This window comes from Aeribacillus sp. FSL M8-0254, from assembly GCF_038008845.1.
GTDB classification, from domain to species: Bacteria; Bacillota; Bacilli; order Bacillales; family Aeribacillaceae; genus Aeribacillus; species Aeribacillus composti.
Genome location: NZ_JBBOZY010000001.1, coordinates 492,600 through 509,085, shown reverse-complemented (window position 1 = coordinate 509,085; position 16,486 = coordinate 492,600). Strand labels below are relative to the sequence as shown.

General features: G+C 35.8%; 11 protein-coding genes. 3 read left to right on the top strand and 8 right to left on the bottom strand.

The genetic code is table 11. From position 1 onward, the window contains the following. The first annotated feature begins 414 nt into the window (after positions 1-414). Positions 415-2,025 (top strand): IS1634 family transposase, encoded by a 1,611-nt coding sequence (locus tag NSQ44_RS02515; protein ID WP_340854736.1) that lies wholly within the window; start codon positions 415-417, stop codon positions 2,023-2,025. A gap of 574 nt (positions 2,026-2,599) precedes the next feature. Here the strand turns inward: NSQ44_RS02515 and ltrA are convergent. The 6 genes from ltrA to NSQ44_RS02485 form a co-directional block, all read right to left on the bottom strand. Further along, positions 2,600-4,057, bottom strand: coding sequence for a group II intron reverse transcriptase/maturase (gene ltrA / locus NSQ44_RS02510; protein WP_232515578.1), 1,458 nt, complete (start codon positions 4,055-4,057; stop codon positions 2,600-2,602). Positions 4,058-4,827: 770 nt separating this feature from the next. Beyond that, positions 4,828-7,995, bottom strand: a complete 3,168-nt coding sequence (locus NSQ44_RS02505; protein WP_340854735.1) for an N-acetylglucosaminidase — start codon at positions 7,993-7,995, stop codon at positions 4,828-4,830. Between the two features lie 50 nt (positions 7,996-8,045). Further along, the gene (locus NSQ44_RS02500; RefSeq protein WP_340854733.1) at positions 8,046-9,767 is read right to left on the bottom strand and encodes a glycosyltransferase; all 1,722 of its coding nucleotides are present in this window, start codon (positions 9,765-9,767) and stop codon (positions 8,046-8,048) included. A gap of 30 nt (positions 9,768-9,797) precedes the next feature. Continuing rightward, the gene (locus NSQ44_RS02495) at positions 9,798-10,133 is read right to left on the bottom strand and encodes a hypothetical protein (RefSeq protein WP_340854732.1); all 336 of its coding nucleotides are present in this window, start codon (positions 10,131-10,133) and stop codon (positions 9,798-9,800) included. After that, entirely contained in the window at positions 10,130-11,290 is a 1,161-nt protein-coding gene (locus tag NSQ44_RS02490) for a glycosyltransferase family 4 protein (protein WP_340854731.1), read from the bottom strand. Before NSQ44_RS02490 ends, NSQ44_RS02495 begins: the two co-directional genes overlap by 4 nt. 378 nt (positions 11,291-11,668) lie before the next feature. Then, on the bottom strand, positions 11,669-12,463 hold the full coding sequence (locus tag NSQ44_RS02485) for an SGNH/GDSL hydrolase family protein (RefSeq protein WP_340854730.1): 795 nt from the start codon (positions 12,461-12,463) through the stop codon (positions 11,669-11,671). 193 nt (positions 12,464-12,656) lie between these two features. Between NSQ44_RS02485 and tagU the strand changes: the two genes are divergently transcribed. Beyond that, entirely contained in the window at positions 12,657-13,607 is a 951-nt protein-coding gene (tagU, locus tag NSQ44_RS02480; RefSeq protein WP_340854729.1) for a polyisoprenyl-teichoic acid--peptidoglycan teichoic acid transferase TagU, read from the top strand. Between the two features lie 95 nt (positions 13,608-13,702). Here tagU and NSQ44_RS02475 read toward each other — a convergent pair whose 3' ends face one another. Further along, positions 13,703-14,233 carry a competence protein ComK gene (locus NSQ44_RS02475; protein WP_340854727.1) on the bottom strand — a complete coding sequence of 177 codons (531 nt, stop codon included), beginning with the start codon at positions 14,231-14,233 and terminating at the stop codon, positions 13,703-13,705. 196 nt (positions 14,234-14,429) lie between these two features. Between NSQ44_RS02475 and NSQ44_RS02470 the strand changes: the two genes are divergently transcribed. Next, positions 14,430-15,290, top strand: coding sequence for an alpha/beta hydrolase (locus NSQ44_RS02470; RefSeq protein WP_082829352.1), 861 nt, complete (start codon positions 14,430-14,432; stop codon positions 15,288-15,290). A 100-nt stretch (positions 15,291-15,390) separates the two neighbouring features. On the opposite strand, the gene manA is transcribed toward NSQ44_RS02470, so the two are convergent. Continuing rightward, a complete protein-coding gene (gene manA, locus NSQ44_RS02465) occupies positions 15,391-16,341 on the bottom strand; it encodes a mannose-6-phosphate isomerase, class I (protein WP_066247027.1) in 951 nt (316 codons plus the stop codon). Positions 16,342-16,486: the final 145 nt, after the last annotated feature.

Below are 16,486 nucleotides of genomic sequence, written 5' to 3'. Positions count from 1 at the left end.
CAAGTTTAGTCTAAACAAAAAGTTTTTTCCTATAGCAGACGGTTTATTCCCACCTTTAGTAAGTTGTGAGACTTGTTGTCGAGCCTAAACTTAAAATGTTTTTTCCAGATTCCAATAGCAAAAAACTGTTGAAATGCCGATTGCCTTACGAAAGACTCTTCTTAGTGTTTTGCTTTCGTTTTTTAAAACAGAATTTGTAGTTTCCTTTTTCGTTCGTGCATAGCGATTTTAATGATTATTAGTCCGAACCGTCTACACTCAAGTTTGACACCATTTCACTACATGTGGATAACTAAAGGTGATTATACCAATAGTTATCCACTTTTTTTATCGAAAATATAATCATTATGTAGTGTTATGTGGATAACTTTTGTATATCCAATAATATGTAATATATGTTATACTATTAGTGCTATGTATATTCGAATTAATAAGCAAAAAAATAAAAATGGTTCAGTTCGTCAATATCTACAAATATGTCGTACATTTCGAGTAGACAATAAAGTTCGGCAACAAACGCTTTGTAATCTAGGGAGGTTAGAACATTTATTAGAGAATGGCTCTATCGATAACTTAATCGAGGGATTAGCCAAATTTTCAGAGCGTTACTTTGACCGAATTCACGGGCAAGGCTCTTCCTCTTCTGTCTCCGTGCTTTGGACAAAAGAGTTTGGGCCGGTTTATCTGTTCCGAAAGGTATGGGAAAAGTTAGGGCTTGGCCGGCTATTACGTAAAATCATGGATGATTCCGAGGCTGCTTCTCAGTATGACGAAGCCATTTTTGCCATGGTGTTAAACCGTCTCATGGATCCCAATAGTAAGCATTATATCTTCAAACAATGGATCGACACGATTTATGCAGAAGGTCTTTCAGACATCCAACTCCATCACTACTATCGTGCATTAGACTTCTTAAGTGAACAAAAAGAAAAAATTGAGGAACAACTTTATGGACATTTAACCGATTTAACCTCATTAGAAGTAGATATCGTGTTTTACGACACGACAAGCACCTATTTCGAAGGAGAGGAAGCAGACGAACTGCTGGCTCACTATGGTTACTCCAAAGATCATCGTGGAGATCGAAAACAAGTCGTGATTGGCTTATTAATGACCAAAACAGGGATTCCGATTGGGCATCAAGTCTTCCCTGGAAACATGCATGATACGAAGACATTTGGCATGGTGGTTGGAGACCTGAAGAAGCGCTATCCTATTCAGAAAGTCATTCTAGTGGGAGACCGCGGAATGGTTAGTGAAGCCAACTTAGATCAAATTCGTGAACTGGGCATGGAATATATTGTGGGTGTCAAATTACGAAAGTCGAAGAAAGCCCAAGAGCTATTATCCATCCGTGGGCCATATAAGAAGGTTCTCCCGAATCTAAAAGTGAAGTCAAAGAAAATCGATGGCGAAACGTATGTACTCTGTTACAATCCGGACGCTGAAGAACGTGATCGAGCGAGTCGTCAAGTCGTGTTAGAAAACCTTCAATCGAAGCTTGATGAACTCGGTCCATCTGGACTCGTCAAAAACCGTGCGTATTCCAAGTTTTTAACGATAGAAAAAGCATCGGCCAAAATTGATGAAGAGAAGGTATCCAATGACGAAAAGTTTGACGGAAAGTACGCCATTCGGACCAACTCGTCATTAACGGATGAAGAGGCAGCACTTGCCTATAAAGAGTTGTGGAGAGTGGAACAAGCCTTTCGTAACCTGAAGTCGAATCTAGAACTTCGCCCGATGTACCATCGAGTGGAATCTCGTATTCGAGGCCATATCATGGTTTGTTTCCTTGCGCTTGTCATGGAATCCTTTTTGGCCTATAAGCTAAAAGAAATAGGATGCCAAACAAGTGTAAAGGATATTTTGCATGATGTAAGCCAGGTGAAGGCCTCGAAAATACGCGTGAATGGTGAAGAGCAAATCGTTCGTACAGAATTACAAGGTCAAGCAAATCTAGCATTTGAAGCACTTGTCACACAAGCGCCTCCTAGAGTATTAGAAAAAAACACGTGCCACTAACAAGTGTAGTGGTACGTGTTGTGGGTAAAGTCCAAAACACCAGTATTTTCGGGCTTTTCTTTAGTGTACTCTGTCAAACTTGAGCTACACATTCATAGAATTGAAGTCTCTCGTTTTTCCATATGATTCGTAGCAAATTGAGATGAGGGCTTTCATCTCTTCATGAGCACACTTGTAGTTTTATTCACAATCAACCAGGCATAAGTATCGGTAATCCTATTCCTTTCAAAGATTATTTTGACATCATTTTAGAAAGGAATAATTGGTCCTTGCGACCTCTACCTTTAAGAAAAGAAAAATCAACACTCATTTTTTCAATCATGGTTCATAATACGGGATACATAATCTTTCTGAAATGAAATCGTTAATACTTTATTGAAAATATGACTTAACCTAGTAAAAGTGTAGAATAGTTACATTAAAAATTTTTCCCTAGAAAGGATACTTACATTAATAACGGGATAGGCGTTTTTTCGTAGATTTAAAAATAGAGTAGGGTAACCTCTTTCAAGGCTACCCCCTCATCAAACCGTACGTGCCCTATTAAGGCATACGGCTTACCAATGTGTTACAATTAATACGTCGCTAACCTTTGCGCATATTGCATTTTACGGACACGGTCAGGAGTGTAAAACTCTTGACCCTCTTCTTTCGCTCTTTGTTTACGTCTTTCGAGTTCTTTTCGTTGTTTTTCTTTCATACGTTGAATGTAATTTTCTAAAGTAAATCCATAAATTTTATGATAGTAATACCAATATGCTGGTATTAAACCTATCCTCGCAAAGAATTCATTATTCCATTTTGTTTTCATAAGATGTCCTTTTCTTTGATTTGGATGACTGTGTATCATGGCAACTCTTAACCTTTTTCGTATGTAACCATCTATCGCTAATAACTCTTTTCCAAATGCTTGAAAGAAGCAAGAACTTTTAAATCCAAATTGTGCATTTGCCTTAATTGCTTCATAGATCGTCAGAAAATAGTTTACCTTGCCTCGAATGATTGGATTAACCTGCCCAAGCCATTTCTCTTTGCTGAGTGTGAGTGTTTTCCTTGTCTTTGCTTTTATTTTCTGACGAAAATCTTTCCAAGTTGCATCTTTTGGTTTAGCGATATAGTATGGTTTACCATCCTTTTTGCGTTTTCGCCAATGTTCAAATGTAAACCCTATGAAGTCAAAATCGTCATTATTGAAATCTACAAATTTCGTTTTCTCCGATGAGAGTTCAAGACCGAGTTCCGCTAGTTTCTCTTTCGTGACTTCTGCAGCTTTCTTGATGTCTTCCTCTGTTTTAGCAAACACCAGGAAATCGTCTGCGTATCTGACAAATCGAAAATTGTGCTCAGCCCACATCCAATCAAGCTCATTTAGATAGATATTGGCAAGTAGTGGAGAAATGACACCCCCTTGGGGTGTTCCTGAAGCTGTTGCATGGTATTTTCCTTCCTCCATGTATCCAGCTTTTAACCATTTCCAAATCATGTCTAATACCGTTCCATCCGCAATGTATTTGTTTAACACTCTCATTAAGTTCTTATGCGGAATATTGTCGAAGAAGCCTTTGATATCTGCATCATAAATGTAGTTATATCCTTGTTCGATATTAGCCATGATTATTTGTAGGACGCGCTTCGCGCCTAGATTTGGTCTATAACCACATGACCATTTATGGAAAAAGCCATTTTCGAATTTCGGTTGTAGCACATCTACTAGAGCTTGTTGGACAATTCGGTCTTCAATGTTAGGGATTCCTAAAGGTCTAAGTTTGCCGTTCTTCTTTGGAATGTAATGTCTTCTTACTGGGGAAGGTTTATATTCTTTTCTTCTTAACTTTTGTAAAAGTGAGTTTAGATTCTCATCTAAGTTATATCGATAGCTGTCTATCGTTTCACCATCGATACCGCCAGACCCACCGTTCGCTTCTACCTTATCCCAGGCTGCTTTTAATTTCCTGTCAAAGAGAATTTGTCCATAAATACTATGCCATTTTAAAGTTAACGCACGGTTCATTGCATATTCCACACCTTTCATTGTGTACATTCAGTTCGTTTTTACCGCAGTATCGTTTCCTGTTCGCATTACACACCTTTACAGATGTAGAGCCACAAGGTCGTTCCCCTTCCGTTCATACTTGGTTTGGTCCAAATACTACTTCCGTACTATGGGAACGTCTGACTTCTCCATTCACATTCATCATTTCGGATTGCCCTTATAGATGGATGTCCCTAAGGTAGAATGGAGACCTCACGGGGTCATCGTACCTTCCTTATAAGCATACCCAGCACCATCACTTGATAAGCCATCTCTATTCAGCTGATTTATCGAACAGAGACCACTACTCTCAGTAGAGGACTTCCCATTATTTCCGCATGGTCGTCAACTTACCCTGCCGCTGTGCTTCACGCTTATGCATTTGGGTCTGCCTAACCGACTACGGGTCTCTCGACTTTCCGCATCTCCTTCAGACACCACCTCACGATGATGCCCTAGATTAGTCTTCACTGGTTGTATCAGCACTCCAGTGGAAGGACTTTCACCTTCGAGAAAAAAATGAGTCTTCCAGGTTATTCAGAGCCGTGTTTACCATAGGTATCGTGCTCCAGCCTTTAACGACTCATTCAGTGTAGAATCCCTACACAAAGTACGACTGCCCGTCGCACAAAAAACGGGCGTGAAAAATCAACGCCCGCTCTCTTTTATCGTGCAACGAAATCTTGTATTCTCCACCATGAATCTTCTTTGTAATATTCTGGGAATATTTTGCCTCCACATTTTTCACAGGAGTTCAGTATATTTTACATTTACCTGTATTGTGGTATTTCAAATGTCAATGTGTAATTATCCATTTTTTGATATAAATTATATATATCATATACTTGATTGTATGCCCAACGGACATCAGTTGCATATTGGTGAGTACCAGGGTTAGCTGGATTCCATCTCATTTTATATAAAGTATTTTGACCATTATGGATATAGCCCTGCCCAATAAATCTTGCTCCTCCAACTATAGCAGCTTCAGGAGTAAACCAGCCCTCTTTATACGCCCTTTCTGCACCGCATGTTTTTGCACAACCATCATAGGCTCCAATACCATACATGTTATAAACAGTTTTCCCAGGTACAGATTTTCCATCTACTTTATCAACATATATTCCATTAGCCAATTCTGAACGACCGTGACCTGTTTCTAATATCGCATGAGCAATTAAATAGATTTCATTGATCGAATATTTTTTTGCTGCATCTTCAAAAGATTTTCCTTTTCCTTCCAAAATACCTTCTCCAGCCAAAACTTTATTTAACTCTGTAACGGAAATGTTCGCTGGTGATGACAAGTCTAAAAATTGAAACTTCTGTACAGCATGATTTTTGAAGTTATTTGGATTTAGATAATATTCAACTTGTTTAGGCGGTGCCATAACCCAATAAGTCACTGGGCCACGTTTGTGTGCGACATAATCCCCATTACTATTTAGTCTCCATGTGTTGCGATAATCTATTTCATACCATGTTTCCATCTTTTTAGTAGTAGAGTTGTACACTATTTCACTGCTTAAAATTTTTACTTTTTCATTATTTATTAAATAGCCGTTAGAAGTTGCTGCGTTTAATTGAGTGAATTTTGTTCCAGGACCACTTCTTATATTCCAATTGTTTCCTGAAACAATTCCATACCCATCTTGAATAGATTTAAAAGCAGTACTTAAAATATATCCATTAATCTCAGAAGATGCTATTTGAGGCGATGCAGCTATTTGTTTCTGTAAAGCTTCAGAAAATAAGCTATCATATGATTGAATTTTAGTAAACTCCAGGTTTGTAGAAAATTTATAAATATATCCTGTTCTTCCTCCAAATGCTATTTGTAGCCAATTGCCATATATATTTATCACACGAACATTTGTGATGCCTTCTTCTAAGTAACCGAACTGTATCAGATTATCTGACGTGCAATTATTTTTATAATATACAGGAGTTTTTGTAACAGTTTTTACATCTAATTTTCGATTTGTACTAGGAACGTTAAAGCAATAGGATGAATTTGCCGAAGCAGGTGCTGTAGACGGACTCCACACATATCCTGTTTTTCCGGCATAATATATAACAAACCAGTCGCCCTTTCTTCCTTCGATTTTATAAATTTGGTTTTTTAATAGCTCTCCTTCTTTTTTCAATCCATTTGACGTACTATAGTATACATTCAAAACATCAGTTAAAACTCTGAAGTATTTATCAGTTGAAGCAAATGATCTTTTTACATTTGCTTTATAAATATATCCGATTCTATCAAGAAAACTTACTTTCCACCAATCTCCCGATTCACCTATTATTCTATATTCAATATTTGGATTAAACGTCCCAAACTGAACTAATTTCCCCGAAGTGTTATCGTAAATCGGTGTCGGTTTTAACGAAATGAACTTTCCTATTACTTTAGAAGAATTCTTATCTTCATTCCTCAAATCTGCGTTAAATATTGGAGTTGTTCCATTTTTATAAACAAATCCTTTTACTCCATTCAAATCAATTTGAAGCCAATTACCTTGTTCTCCTGTTTTAGGATATATTTGACCTTTTGTCAATTGGGCAACTCGTATCATTCCATTTCCTCTTGGAATATATACATATTGCACATCAGCAGTAACTTTAAAATATTTTGCAGATTGATTTAGTATGGAAACGTTGTTTATATAGATGTATCCGGTTCTTCCAAAAACATCAACTTCCCACCAATTACCTACTCTTTTAAAAGCTTGAAGCTTTACCCCTTCTAATAGGGAACCAAATTTAATAAGTTTTCCGTCACGACTTTCATAAACTGGTGTTTCTACTTTAGTTTGAATTATTGCATTCGGATATCTGCTATTTGCTAAATTACGAAGAGATGAACCATTATCTGGAACCGTACTCGTTTCATAGACAAATGCCTCTTCACCACTAAAATCAATTTGATGCCAGTTTCCTGCACCAGCTACCCGAGGATAAACTTGTCCATTTTCTAACTGTCCAATCTTTTTTAAAGCCCCGTTTTCCTTAACATATACATTTACACCAGGTGCTGTTACTTTGAAAAATTTAACTGAGGAAGAAAATCGAACACTATTAGTTCGAACAGATTTAACACTCGATATAGCAAGTTGATTAACTGTATTTGATGAATTGAGATCGATCTTTTGTTGCACTAACTCCTCATTTAATTCTGAAGTCTTTTCATTAGTTCGTTGTTGAACAGATTTAGTTGATTCAGTAGATTCATTAGAGGTGTTTTCATTCAAACTCTCATTTTCTTGATGGTTGTCTGATTCTTCGTTTTGCTCAGGTTTTTTAGTCCCCAGCATTGTATCTACTTTTTCAGTAGATACATATACTTTGTGTCCAGCAACATAGGTATATAGCCAACTTTCATCAAAACGATAAAGAGTTATTTGCTGGCCTTTTTCTACAAACATAAAAACTTCAGAATTTTCATTTTTATCTACTATCAATGGAAGATTTTCTTGTACACTTACTTTAACCTTTTTTGTTTGGTCTTCTTTGTTCGTTTCATTTTCCTTTATTAAATCATCTAAAACTTTTTCATTTTTCACAATCGAAACGTTTTCAGCAGATACATACCCCGTTTTCCCATCAATTGATAGGCTAAACCATGCGTTTTCATTTTCTACAGGATAAACTAGAATTGGTTCTTTTAAAACAATGGTGCCTATTAACTTTCGGTCTTCTTCGATAGAATCAAAAATTTCCAATTGTTTATCTGTTATAATAACAACGATTCCTTTTTCTAAACTATTCTCATCCTCATTATTCTTCTCTCCAGTATTAAAATCTTCTTGAACCTCTTGACTTCCATTCAATCCCTCATCAACGGTATTATTTGCATTTCCAGATGCAGCATAAACAATTCCTAACTGGAGCTGAGAAAAGAATAGCATTCCTAAAAGGAACCCGACGACGATTTTTTTCAAAATCTGTTCCTCACCCTTTCTTTTTGCTAAAAATTAATGTTTCTTTTTATTTATCGGAACTTCTTTTTGAAATTCCAATATTTAATTGTTAATTTACCAAGTTTTGAAGATGCCAGAGCTTTATACTTTTTCTCGATAATTTCCAATTCTTTAATTCTGTTCTTCAAATTATGTTTTATAGACAAACTGTCGCTATTACTTTCATCTGAATATAAAAGATGACCATGTGTTTTAAGTTGTTGAACATTAAATTGTGAATTTTTTTGAACAGTTATATTTGAAAGTAAATCGTCAAAAATTGAATTTCCTAAGTTTTCAACTAAGTTTGCATGTTCATCATTATCAGTTCTATTAACGAGAGTGAGCACAATATTTCCAACTTTTTGGTTTTTCGACAAAACTCCATATTTACTACACAATAAAATATGTTCTTTAACATTTGCAATTTTATTAATGTAATTAATAATCAAAACGCTTTTACTATCATCCAAATTTTCATATATATATGGAAAATCAGCAGTAGCCTTCAATTGTTCTTCTAAGTTCTCTGGAATTTTCAAATGATTTTCCTGAAAAAACCTTTCATACCTTCCATTAATCAAATAAGGCAAAAATCTTTTTAGTGTTTCTGAATAAGTAAATTTTTTGCTAACTTCAAACATTCTTTCAGCAGCTTGTCTATATAATTTTGGATCTTCAATTACTTTTGAAACACATTGAATAAAGTCATCCATTGTTTCTGCATAAAGTGGATAGTCCTCACCAAATAGTTTAATGTGCATTTTTGTTGGATTCATAACTACAGCCTTCCCTAAACTGCCATATTCTAACAGTTTTGTTGACAATTCAAGACTGGAATCCATTCTTTTATCCCGCCATGTAATACCAATATCAGAAGCCATAATTAAACTCCGAACTTCATTTCGCGGCAAAGCTCCATACCAATCAAGATTTTTCGTATTTTGCAAAAGATATTTCAATTCCTCTACATAATGAGGATATTGCTTATTTATATTAAATCTATCCCCCGCAACTGCTAATGAAATCTCAGGATATTCATCTAATAATTCTCGGAATGCTGTAATCATTGGAATCGAATTCCAACCAACATCGAATTTTCCAGTATAACATAACTTTGTATATTTTTCTTTTTCTTCAAACACCTCAATAAAATCATCTACAGTATCTGGTATCATAGGATTTAGATGGATTATTTCGGTGTTTTTTAAAAAATCCGGAAATCTATGTAACAAATATTGTTTCATTTCAATTGTCTGACAGAGTAAATAAGCACTGTTTTTAAAAACTTTCTCAATCTTTTCCTCTTTTTCTTTTGTAAAAATTTGTCCTTCGTGGGTAATTCCAGTTACATAAGTCATCGTGTTTTTTAAAATTTGTGGATTTGTTTCAGCAAGATGCTCAACTACTTCCATTCCACGAATAATGAGCCAATCATACTCTTTTTGAGTCCAATAATATGAAAGAACATCAGCAGCTTCACGATGTGTCATTCTATTTCTATTTTTCAAATCAGGTTTTAACATCAAAATATTTTTATCACTATATGGTGAAATAATATTTACATTTTCCTTTTCAAATAATGGCTGGATTAATATATCTCTGTAAATTGGGTTAGCTATAACAAAATCAATTTCTAAATTTGGGCTTTGAGATAACATATCTGCAAAACCTGTTATAAAAACAGCTGATCCATCCATGACATTAATATTGATATAGCCATGTAATAAAATTTTTATTTTGTTTTCCTTCATTACTTTCACATCCATTTAAGTCTCGATTAGTTACTTACCTTTAATCAGTGTCTTTACTCTTTTCTTTAATCCTATATATGCTAACGCAAGTTTTCCTATCCATGTTACGCGAATTCGATGTTCAAAAAGCTGAAGTCTTCTTAATTCCTTTTGCAAATCTTTAGGTGCATGGCTGTAAACAGGATGTACCTTCTCTCTTTTAGAATGCCCTTTGTTAGCTAATTCTTTATCAATTAATTCCAAAGTCATCTCCATCATGTTTTTCATTTGCATTTCCAATTCTTCATACATTAATCTCCAATATGAGTCATCCTGCTTCTGGTTAAATTCTTCATAATCTTTATTAGTATGTGCCTCATTTCTCAACTTAATATCAACTCCATTTCCCTTGTAATAACAGAGTCTTCGCCGCACTTTTTTCTAATATCTATAGCAGCATTTTTAGAAAGACGCATAAATAGTGATTCATTAAAATACAGTCTCTCAATCATATATGCTAGATCTTCGGGATCTTCAGGTTTTGCAAGTAGTCCAGTTTTGCGATGTTCAACAAACTCAGGTATTGCTGTAATGTTAGTTGCAACTGGAACTAAACCACTCGCCATGGCCTCACACATTGAAACACCTTGAGAATCTAATCTTGTTGGACATAAAAAAACACCGTAATCTTTGTGTAATTCAGCAATTTCCGCCTGTTGTAAAAATCCTTTCCTAATCTTCACGTTTGGAAAATGTTTGATCGGGCTTAATGTTTCATCAAATAGTTTTCCATCTCCATAAAAAGCAAACTGCAATCGATTAAAAAACGGCTTTTTTGACAATTCAAGAACTGCTGCTACAGACAAATCATTGGCATATTTTCTTGAGGCATATGGTCGGATAGATAGAATTTTGAAACGTTGTTCTGGAGTTTTTTCTACATAATTAAACAATTCTCCATCAACAATATTCGGAATAATACTGGCATTTTGTGTTTTTGCACGAGCATCACATTCAGCAATATGCTCTTTAAACCATTTAGATACATGAACAAATTTTAAATCAAGCTCTTTCGTTTGATAAAGCCAGTTCATTAATTTCATCTGTTTTACATAATAATCATTTGCCATTTCTAATATTTTAGCAAGTTGATCTCGGCTTTCTAAAAAATTAAACCATCTTCGATGCCAAGCTTCAGCTTCAAAACCGTGTATCCAAATTATTAGCGGCATCTTTGGTTTAAGTTTTCGAATTACATCGATCATATCTACGGATACAAAATGGATTAAAGTTTTTTTGAAATTGTTTCCTAATAAAAATTGTTCGAAAATTTCTTTATTACCTCTGCTAACATAAACACCATCAAAATGATAATTTTCTGCTTCTTTATATATAGGACTTAATACAAAAACTTGAACTTTGAGTCCTCTTTTTTGATATGCTTTCACTCTTCTATGAATAAATCCGTTTCGATAAAGCTGGTTTTCAGAAGGGTAAGCATTTGTTAAAACTAGATATCGTGAGTTTTCGACAGATTCATTCATTTAACTTCCTCCAATATATTTTCACACCGTTTTCGATATAGTATAATATCATCTATTTTTTTATATTTAAAGACATATTTAATCGTTACTCTCTTCTTTACAGTATCAATAAATTTCAGAATATTTTATTTCTAAATTAAAGAAAACAGTCGATGTTTAGACAACTTGCTAAGAGTTCCAGCAATCTTCGTGGACTAAAATGAATTCAATGATTGAGTTCTTTCGGCATCAATTGGTCACAGACATATTTTCAAAATCTTCAACTTGGCATATGAACAGTGATCGTATAAAAAAATTATTTCCCAGAAAATTTTCGTTTTTCCGCGTGTTTTGACGGCAAACAGCAAATTTTCCACATGGGAAAAGGAGAATGGACGATCATTGTCCGTCCTTTGCGACAAAATATTTAATTAAATACTCTCCCCATACTTGATTCCCTTTTTCACTCGGTTTGGATCGGTCTTCTGTAACGTATTGCTTCAATTGTTCGTCTTCCTTATCCGGCCAATTTTCCCAATGGTTTAAATAAGTAAAGTGGTTTTTTTCAGCATATTGTTTGAGCGCATCTACTTCCTTAGGATAAAATTTTGCACCAAAGAGCGGGTGTGCAGGCTGCAGCATAATCGATACGTCAGGATTTGCTTCTTGAATTTTCCGCAAGATGTCCGTAATGTTGCTTAGAGTATTGTCAATGCCGACAACGCCGTTATCATTCAAAATAAACGGCTCGAAAAGGAGGATGTCAGGCTTTTTGTCTGCAATTTTTTTATATAATTTTTTATTCAATACACTATGGGTTGTCTCCTCGGCATCGGAAACAATCGAGATGTTAAAGAGCTCATCTCCATATGCAGAAAGAAGCTCCTTTTTCAGTTTTTCCGGCCACCCATTTTGATCGGAAGGAACTGATTCAGATCCCCAAATTACAAAGTTCAATTGTTTCTCTTCTTTTAATGCTGTTTTGATTTTTTTCTGAACATCCTCCGGTAAATTTTTGGCGTAGTCCTCTCGCGTATCATTTTGTTTACTATTGTCTTCCTTTTTATTTTCTGCAGATGATTCCACAGAAGCAGCTGTCGGTTTTGAAATTTTCTGTTTCCAATAAAAATGGCCGACAATAATTGATGCTATACATAAAACGACAACATTACTAACAATAATCCTTTTTTTCACAGATAATCCTCCAAACGACAAATTTCTCACTTTATTATAGCGGAAAATGCCCTGCCGTTCCATGCTGTCAATTCATTTTTTCAAGCGGTGCTGACAAGTGTATACGAAAATATTTTCCTCACAAATATATTGTCTTAATAGAATTGGAAACTTATAATCAGATTAGATAAATTTAGTAATGAGGGATGGAATTATGAGATCAGATAGACAGAGAAAAAAGAGAAAAAAATGGCTCTGGATTTTGTTATCAGTCATTGGAGTTTTCATTATTGCCACGGGATCCTATGCCTTTTACATTTGGAACAAAGCACAATCGACCATTGCCAACATTCAAGAAAACATCGGACGAGATAAGTCAGACAAACGCGATCAGCAAGTCAACTTTAAAAATCGCGATCCTATTTCCATATTGCTGATGGGTGTTGATGAAAGAAAAGGGGACCGAGGACGGTCTGATTCGCTCATTTTGATAACAGTCAACCCAAATGAAAAGTCAATGGAAATGGTCAGCATTCCCCGCGATACAAGAACAGAAATTGTCGGAAAAGGCATTCAAGACAAAATTAACCACGCCTACGCTTTCGGCGGAACAGAAATGGCTATTAAAACGGTTGAAAATTTCTTAGATGTGCCGGTTGATTATTTTGTCAAAGTGAATATGGAAAGCTTTCGCGATATTGTCGATGCAGTCGGCGGTGTGACGGTTGAAAATGATTTAGATTTCACTTACGAGGGCTACCATTTTGAAAAAGGAACCATTCACTTGGATGGCAAAAAAGCTCTTGCGTATTCAAGAATGCGATATGATGATCCAAGGGGCGATTTCGGCCGCCAGGAAAGACAGCGGCAAATTATTGAGGCGGTTATTGAAAAAGGAGCAAGCATTACATCCATTACAAAATTTGGAGAAATGTTTAAAGTTATTGAAAACAATGTAAAAACAAATCTTACATTTGATGAAATGTGGGCAATTCAAGAAAATTACAAAGATGCCCGAAAAAATGTCATTCAGCATCAAATAAAAGGGAGCGGAAAAAAAATTAACGGCATTTACTACTATATTGTGCCTGAAGATGAACGTCTTTCCCTTTCCAACGAGCTGAAAAAACATTTGGAATTAAAGAAGGAAACCGCTGAAAAATAAAAAATAGTGCGGCAGTTCACCATTCGATCGCATTTTTATAAGAACTGCCGCACTTATAATAAAAATCCCCGCAAGCCGAGAATCATTCAGTAGCATTATGATTTTCGTTTACAATCATAACAAGATGGCTTCTCATATAAAATAAAGGAATGGTATTCCTTCCCCTCATTGATCCTTCTCTTATATGTATCATTGATATGAGACGCACTTTTCATTTTGTTGTAAATGATACTCATATGCTTCTCCACTACTACTTTCTCATGATTGATTAAAACGATTGTTGAATGCTTTCCTTTTGAAACGACATGTCGAATAGCCGAATGCGCAATCCATTGGCAGTCTAAATGTTCCATTGATTTAGTAGGGAAAAAACAAAGATCAAGGGCAGGAATGCATACAGGAAGCATGCGCTGGCGCGGCAGGATTTTCTTAGCTGCCTCAATGATACCGTTAAGAGACACACCATAATAGTTGCAGCTCTCCGCCAAAAGATCCTTCGGCTTCTTTTTCACAAGATACTTTTCATACTTTTCAATAACAATTGTCCAACATTCCCCATACGTATTAAAATAAGGAAGCAATGCTAGCGTGTCACAAGTTACAATATAATTTTTGACCTGCTCCACTCTTTCACCCCTTTTTCTTCACTATTTGACAATCCTTGCATGACATTAGACTTTTTTTACTAGTTCTTTCGATGTATATTATACACGAATTTCAAGAAAATTTGGTAAATTTCTAAACTTTTTTGTAAAAAAAGAAAAAATTCCATGATAAAACCAAAAAATTAGTATAATATTATCATTACGAGGTGAACTTATCGTGAGAAAAAAATCGACGATGGGGCGAATGGCATCTATTTTTTTATTTACGTTTTTTCTTTTAAGCGTTTTTTTTATTACGTGGCGCTCGAAGCATGTCGATTCAAACGACTCTTTTGCAAGCATTGAACCTCAAATTCCGACCATCTTTGTCCATGGCTATAAAGGAACAATGCGCTCGTTCCAACATATGCTGCATCGTTTTGAATATGATTACCGCTGGGGAACAAAATCAATGGTCATTCGAGTTGATCGCATGGGCATTGTCCATATTTCCGGAACAATCCCACAAAACTTAAAAAATCCTTTTATACAAATTGTTTTTGAGGAAAACCGCACAAGTATTGAGGAAACGGCAAATTCTCTGAAAAAGGCAATGCGCTTATTAAAAGAAAACTATTCGGTAGACGAGCTATACATTGTGGCTCATTCGATGGGAGGACTCGTTTCGACAAAATATATCGAGGACACGAACAACTTGAAGGATTACCCGATTGTCCGCAAAATGGTGGTCATAGGCAGCCCGTTTCAAGGAATAGAACAGGAATCTTACCATAAGCTGAATACAGGTAAAGCAATCATTGATTTAAAGCCAGATTCTCATGCTTTACTAGAAATATTGAACAACCGGGATCAATTTTCTAAAAAAACGAAAGTTCTCAATATCGCAGGGATCAATCCCGAGTATAAAGACAGTGATGGAGTTGTCTCCATCCAGAGCGCTCTCAGCGCTAGAAATATTGTTCCGTTAGAAAATTATCATGAAATCATTGTTAAAGATAAACTTGCCACACACAGCGGTCTTCATGAGCATCCGAAAGTGGACAAGTATATCGGCGAATTTCTATGGGGGTACAATTGAGTTGGGGAAAGTATTTCTTCAACCGAATGACCTTTTTTCAATAAAAACCCCGATTCTTCTCCCTCCTTTAAAAGGAGAAAGAAGAGTCGGGATAAATGTTTTATACATGAGATACAATGAGAACACATTTTCCTTTTATTGCGAAATCGCCCGTTTGGTTCGGCAAAATAAAATGAGCCCCTTTTTTTAGTGTGTATGAACGGCCATCATGAGTAAGCTCCCCGTCTCCCTCAATCACGCTTGCAAGAAGGAACGGATGATTTTGAACAAACTTCCCTTCGCCGTCAATCTCCCATTTGTAAACTGAAAAAAATTCGTTTTTGATAAATGTGGTAATCGTTGCTCCTTCCTTTACTTCCACAGAACGTTCAATCGTGTAATCTTTATGAGGAACAGTCGCCACCTCTATCGCTTGTTTCAAATGCAATTCTCTTTTATTTCCGTTTGCATCTACACGGTCGTAATCATACACTCTGTAAGTCGTATCAGAACTTTGCTGCGTTTCAAGGATGAGCGTTCCTTTGCAGATGGCGTGGATGGTGCCGCTCGGAACATAAAAGAAGTCGCCCGGTTTTATTTTTACTCTTCTCAGCAATTGATCCCATTTTCCGCTTTGAATCATGGATACGAGCTCTTCTTTCGTTTTGGCATGATGACCGTAAATGATTTCCGCATTTTCTGAGCAGTCAATGATATACCAGCACTCCGTTTTTCCTAATTCACCATTTTCGTGCTTTTTTGCATATTCATCATCTGGATGCACCTGTACGGACAAATCGTTGTTTGCATCCAGAATTTTCGTTAAGAGAGGAAATCGATCCCCTTTTATTCCGCCGAACAATTCTCGATGGTTGTCCCATAATTCACCCAATGTTTTTCCTTTAAACTTTCCTTCTGCTACAATGCTTTGACCATGCGGATGGGCAGAAATCGCCCAGCATTCTCCTGTTGTCTCCGTTGGAATTTTGTAATGAAAATGAGTGCGAAGGTTTGTTCCACCCCAAATTCGATCTTTAAAAACAGGCTTTAAAAAAATTGGAGACTGCACCACCTTGTTCCACTCCCTTTCTGCAATAATTTCCCCATTATTTATATTAAACAGTTCTTGAAATTTTTTCACCTTTTTTCATTTTTTATACAGAGCTCGCTGAAGAGAAACCTTCAATATCAAAACAGAAAAGGATGCCGAATTCTTT

Bases quoted from the DNA above. Each gene is read 5' to 3' on its own strand.
- NSQ44_RS02515 (WP_340854736.1), top strand. From the start codon at position 415: ATGTATATTCGAATTAATAAGCAAAAAAATAAAAATGGTTCAGTTCGT.
- ltrA (WP_232515578.1), bottom strand. From the start codon at position 4,057: ATGAAAGGTGTGGAATATGCAATGAACCGTGCGTTAACTTTAAAATGG.
- NSQ44_RS02500 (WP_340854733.1), bottom strand. From the start codon at position 9,767: ATGAAGGAAAACAAAATAAAAATTTTATTACATGGCTATATCAATATT.
- NSQ44_RS02490 (WP_340854731.1), bottom strand. From the start codon at position 11,290: ATGAATGAATCTGTCGAAAACTCACGATATCTAGTTTTAACAAATGCT.
- tagU (WP_340854729.1), top strand. From the start codon at position 12,657: ATGAGATCAGATAGACAGAGAAAAAAGAGAAAAAAATGGCTCTGGATT.